Source organism: Microcystis sp. M53603_WE2 (assembly GCF_030065435.1).
In genome coordinates, this window is sequence record NZ_JASJFF010001381.1 from 1 (window position 1) to 4,918 (window position 4,918).

A 4,918-nucleotide genomic window follows, 5' to 3' on the forward strand; every position below is an offset into this window, starting at 1 on the left:
CATCCATAACCTTACACATTTGTTACGGATGAATTGAGCAGTACGAATAGCATCGTCTATGGCTTGATACTGTTGAGTTTTAGCTTTAACTTTAAACTCTAAGACAAACATTTTACGCAGGGGGGACTTAGACAAAATCAGTATAGCACAATAAAAGTTAAGTTAACAAGATATAGTTTAAAAAGCCGTCCTAAAAGGACGGGGCTTTAACCCAAAATTTCGGTAAGTAAACTGTTCAGTATCTAACCCTCTGCCGATTGCCTCAGTTGATTCCTATTCAAATCAGGTAATTTTAGTTGCTCGCCATGGAAATCTGGATTATTTTACGTTTTTCAATCGCCGCTGCCATTATCGCTTTAGTTTGCTGGTCTTTAGCCAGTGCCGTGCGCGATAGTTGGCAAGTTGCCCGACGGATGCACTCCATCCCTTGCTCCCACTGCCGCTACTTTACCAACGATTATCGCCTCAAATGTAGTGTACAACCCAGGAGCGCCAACACCGAACAAGCGATCGACTGTGGCGATTATTTTCCTGATGCCTAGTCTGCCATAATACCGAAAAGCTGTTCGAGATGGTGCGAAATTTGCTAGTCTAGGCTAAATAGGTCTGAAATAGTATAGAAACGTGGATACAATTATTGGTCGGGGCAAAACAGCCCGTAGAGCTTACGGTATCGATGAAATCGCACTTGTACCCGGAGTGCGAACCCTCGATCCTAGTTTAGCCGATACCCGTTGGTCTCTCGGCAATATCGAGCGGGAAATCCCGATTATCGCCAGCGCTATGGATGGGGTGGTGGATACTAAAATGGCCGTCCTTCTCTCCGAGTTGGGGGCGCTAGGGGTACTAAACCTCGAAGGTATTCAAACTCGTTACGAGGATCCTAACCCGATTCTCGATCGCATTACCGCAGTCGGCAAAGCAGAATTCGTCGGTTTAATGCAGGAACTCTACGCAGAACCGATTAAACCGCAACTAATCGAGCTTCGTATCCAAGAAATTCAAGAAAAAGGCGGTATTGCGGCAGTTAGCCTCACCCCTGCCGGTGCCGTCAAATACGGTGCTATCGTTGCCCAAGCAGCGGCCGATATTCTCTTTGTCCAAGCAACCGTCGTTTCCACTGCCCATTTATCCCCAGAAGCTATCACCCCCCTCGATTTAGTACAACTGTGTCAAGAAATGCCCATTCCCGTGGTTTTGGGTAACTGCGTCACCTACGAAGTCGCCCTTAACCTGATGAAAACCGGGGCAGCCGGGGTTTTAGTCGGTATCGGTCCGGGGGCTGCCTGTACTTCTCGCGGCGTTTTAGGAGTGGGAGTTCCCCAGGCCACTGCTGTGGCCGATTGTGCCGCCGCTAGGGACGATTTTTTCCGAGAAACCGGTAAATACGTCCCCGTTATTGCCGATGGCGGCATTATTACCGGCGGTGATATCTGCAAATGTATCGCCTGTGGCGCCGATGCGGTGATGATTGGTTCTCCCATTGCCCGGTCCGTGGAGGCCCCCGGCCGCGGTTTTCACTGGGGTATGGCCACACCTAGTCCGGTTCTACCCCGGGGAACCAGGATTAGTGTGGGCAGTACGGGAACTATTGCCGAAATCCTCGTTGGACCGGCAAAATTAGATGATGGTACTCATAACCTCCTAGGGGCGCTGAAAACCAGTATGGGGACTTTAGGTGCTAAGAACTTAAAGGAAATGCAACAGGTGGAAGTGGTGATTGCCCCCTCGCTGCTGACGGAGGGTAAAGTCTATCAAAAGGCCCAGCAGTTAGGTATGGGTAAATAAAAGTTATCGGTGAACAGTGATCGGTTATCTGCTTCTCGGAGCAGTTTTTGATTTTTGCCAGAGATGGATTTTCTGCTTGGGATTACCATCACCTTCGGGTTCGGTTCTACCGACTGCCACTATCTCAAAAAACTGTTAAATTGGAAGGGAGCATCTCATTTATGCAAGCGAGTAATTATACTTGTCCCTAAAACTGGTTTCTAGCAAGGCTTTCAAAATAGCTTGACATAAAACCTGATTTAGGAGTTACAAAGGTGAAATGCTCCCAATTGGAAGAACCAAAAGGATAATTTAAAAAAATTGAGTTAAGGAGATCAAAGGTGTATAGAGAAAACGATCGCCCTCACAATTTATTCGGTACCGATAGTGAATTTTCCGAGAGTTTGTGGCAGTATGTCCAGACCTTAAGTCCCGAAACAATCGCCCAACTCTCGAAACCAGAATCCCAAGAGGTTTTCCAAGTGATGGAACGCAACATTATCGGACTTTTGGGCAACCTTCCTTCCGAACATTTCGGTGTCACTATCAGTACCAGTCGCGAACATCTGGGCCGGTTATTGGCCTCGGCAATGATGAGTGGTTACTTTCTCCGCAATGCTGAACAGAGAATGAATTTTGAAAGATCCCTCGCTACTCTCCAGAGCGGTTCTAGCGATTTTTAAAGTTGAGCGGTAGTTAGGTTAGTTGGAAAGGGAAAAAGAAGCAATCGGTAATCAGCTATCAGTTGTCCATTTTTAGTTGTCTTTTATTGCATTAGTTAGCCATATAACTTTTATCTGACTAATAACTGATAACTGATAACTGATAACTGATAACTGATAACTGATTAAAGACAATTTTGCTGCCAGATTAGCTCTTTTTCGATTCCCTGTTTTTCTCCGGGGGGGACAGTCCTTTCCCGCATGATATAAAGTTGCAGGGATTTAATTTGTTGATCACTACCGTGCTGCTGATTCCAGTTTTGACAGAGATACTGACCAAACTCTCCATAAACTGACCGACCGATAGCTCGATTAAGATTAATAAAATATACCCGCCACTGCATGGTTTTATACAAACGATTGCGATCGCTATCCGTGGGTTTATCCCAAATTACCGGCTGTCCTTCTCTAAATATATCTACCGTGGAACCATCGGCTAATTGACTGACTGCCACAAACCAAGCATCATCGCGAGGGGGACTAGGGGAAAAAATAGTCCAATATTGGTCTAAACGGGTAACTCTTGCCAGAATATCAATTGTATTAAAAGTACGACGGGTGAGCAAGCGATCAAGAGACTTAATTAGAGGTGTATTTAAATCGCCTCTATCGACCGATTGCCGGACAAAACTGCGTAAATTCCAGATACTCGTCAACAAGAAGAAGAAAATTACCAAAATATTTAAAGGTAAAGAGGATTTAATCGTCAGGGGACGAAACTTGAGAGGTTTGGTGAAATTGCCCATAAAACGACGATGGGAGGCAATCCACTCATAAATTCTCGTTCCCAGGGTCATAAGGGGCGGTAAACGCAAAATTGGCGCTAAAAACCAGAAAATTGGCGAAAGACTGACAATATAAACCAATGCTGACCATTTAAACCGACGTTTTCCCTGCCAATCTTCCACTACCCAAGAATTTTGGGCCACCATATCCTCGTATATTGAGGGGTTATCCTGCGCGACTAACAGGGGAGTGCCGGGTAAAATGAGAAACGTGCGGAGAAGATGAACAACTTTCTTGCAAAATCCACAATCTCGATCATAATTAATCCTTAAACCTTCCCTTTCTGGGTTTATTATCCGTTTTTGTCCCCAATCCCAGACTAAGCTAGGGATGATCGGCAACCAATAGGTAACACTCAAGAAAGGGAAAACCCCTAAATGTAGAATCAGCGCAAAAACCGTATGCAAGAAAATAAAGGAAACTACGGCGATTATTTTAAATAAACTATTGCGAAAGGGAACAAACATCAATAGCGGACCGAACCATTCAAAGCCTAGGGCTGAAATTGTCAGGAATTTGAGGAATTGCTGCGGTAAAGTCAGTAAAAAACTCCCGAAAGCGGTAGCGTATTGATCGTAACTAAGAGAGTAATAAACGGCTGTACCGTCGGGCCACCAAGTCTCACTTTTGAGTTTAAAAACCACTGACCACATATATATGTAACACACCTGTATCATAAAAGCCACCGTGGCGGCCGAAACTACGCGCTTGGGTAGGGGGTTGGGATTGGTGTTTAAGGCACTTTCCACGGAATAACAGGCACCAAGGGGTAAAAACATCGCCCAGAATAATACTGCCCGGATTACGTCATCGGCGGCAAATAGTAACAGGGGGTTGCGATGATGTAAAGAGACGATTAGCGCCCAAGTGGCGATCGTGGCTAAACGGGTATGATAGCCAATTAAAAGCAATAATGCGATCGCTATAGCGACAATAAACAGGATACTCTGCACCAGCACCGAGTCACTGAGAGCAAAAATAGACCAGTAAAAAGGACTAGCAGAGACTTTCGATAAGCTTCCTAGGGGTAAAACCCCCAATCCGCTGTAATGGGCAGTTACTTGGCTAAAACGAACCGATAAATCTACTAAAACCACTAACGCCAAGGCAATGCGAAATAAAGCCAGCGATCGCAGGTCAAACCCGAAAATCTCTGCCAGTCTTTGTCCAAATGATTTTGTCATTATCGCCATAGGATGATGATTCCCTCCACTTCTTCAATAAACCTACTTTTTGACTCTCCCCCGCTAACCGCTCGCACGGTGTAGCGGGGGATTCTTGGTTCATCTGCTCTTGACTAGATCAAACAGGTTTAACTGAACGATCCCCGTTAGATCGCCTCCGCAAGCGTTTTCTAACAGGGTCAGTCCGACCGCGTTTTTTCCTCGGTTCTCGATTACCTTCGCCGATGCCGTATCTCTCGGTTCGATGTGACCACAAGAATCGCATCGGTGAACTCTTTCCGATAACGACTTTTTACCAGTGAACGCGCCACAATTAGGACACTCTTGCGAAGTTCCGTTTTTATCAACCTTAAGATAATATCGCCAATTCAAAAATGAAACGCATCAACCTCAAGAGTTGACAAAGAAAGGCTCATCAGGTACTGTCTGATCATTAACAAAAACAAATCAGACCCAAAA

General features: G+C 45.4%; 4 protein-coding genes and 2 pseudogenes. 3 read left to right on the forward strand and 3 right to left on the reverse strand.

Annotation, left to right across the window (positions count from 1 at the left end):
• A pseudogene (locus PX481_RS28985) lies at positions 1-111 on the reverse strand (RNA-guided endonuclease InsQ/TnpB family protein); the annotation flags it as partial.
• A gap of 194 nt (positions 112-305) precedes the next feature.
• On the opposite strand from PX481_RS28985, the gene PX481_RS28990 reads away from it, so the two are divergent.
• From PX481_RS28990 to PX481_RS29000, 3 genes are all read left to right on the forward strand, one after another.
• Positions 306-542 carry a hypothetical protein gene (locus PX481_RS28990; RefSeq protein WP_043996943.1) on the forward strand — a complete coding sequence of 79 codons (237 nt, stop codon included), beginning with the start codon at positions 306-308 and terminating at the stop codon, positions 540-542.
• 82 nt (positions 543-624) lie between these two features.
• Positions 625-1,788: a GuaB3 family IMP dehydrogenase-related protein gene (locus PX481_RS28995; protein ID WP_002758760.1), complete on the forward strand. Its 1,164-nt coding sequence runs from the start codon at positions 625-627 to the stop codon at positions 1,786-1,788.
• Positions 1,789-2,108: 320 nt separating this feature from the next.
• On the forward strand, positions 2,109-2,450 hold the full coding sequence (locus tag PX481_RS29000; RefSeq protein WP_002758759.1) for a DUF760 domain-containing protein: 342 nt from the start codon (positions 2,109-2,111) through the stop codon (positions 2,448-2,450).
• Positions 2,451-2,614: 164 nt separating this feature from the next.
• On the opposite strand, the gene PX481_RS29005 is transcribed toward PX481_RS29000, so the two are convergent.
• Together PX481_RS29005 and PX481_RS29010 are read right to left on the reverse strand one after the other, a co-directional pair.
• A complete protein-coding gene (locus tag PX481_RS29005; RefSeq protein ID WP_002758758.1) occupies positions 2,615-4,468 on the reverse strand; it encodes a hypothetical protein in 1,854 nt (617 codons plus the stop codon).
• A 90-nt stretch (positions 4,469-4,558) separates the two neighbouring features.
• A pseudogene (locus tag PX481_RS29010) lies at positions 4,559-4,822 on the reverse strand (zinc ribbon domain-containing protein); the annotation flags it as partial.
• Positions 4,823-4,918: the final 96 nt, after the last annotated feature.

What these genes read in the sequence shown, in the direction of transcription:
- PX481_RS28990 (WP_043996943.1), top strand. Translation starts at nt 306, where the DNA reads ATGGAAATCTGGATTATTTTACGTTTTTCAATCGCCGCTGCCATTATC.
- PX481_RS29005 (WP_002758758.1), bottom strand. Translation starts at nt 4,468, where the DNA reads ATGGCGATAATGACAAAATCATTTGGACAAAGACTGGCAGAGATTTTC.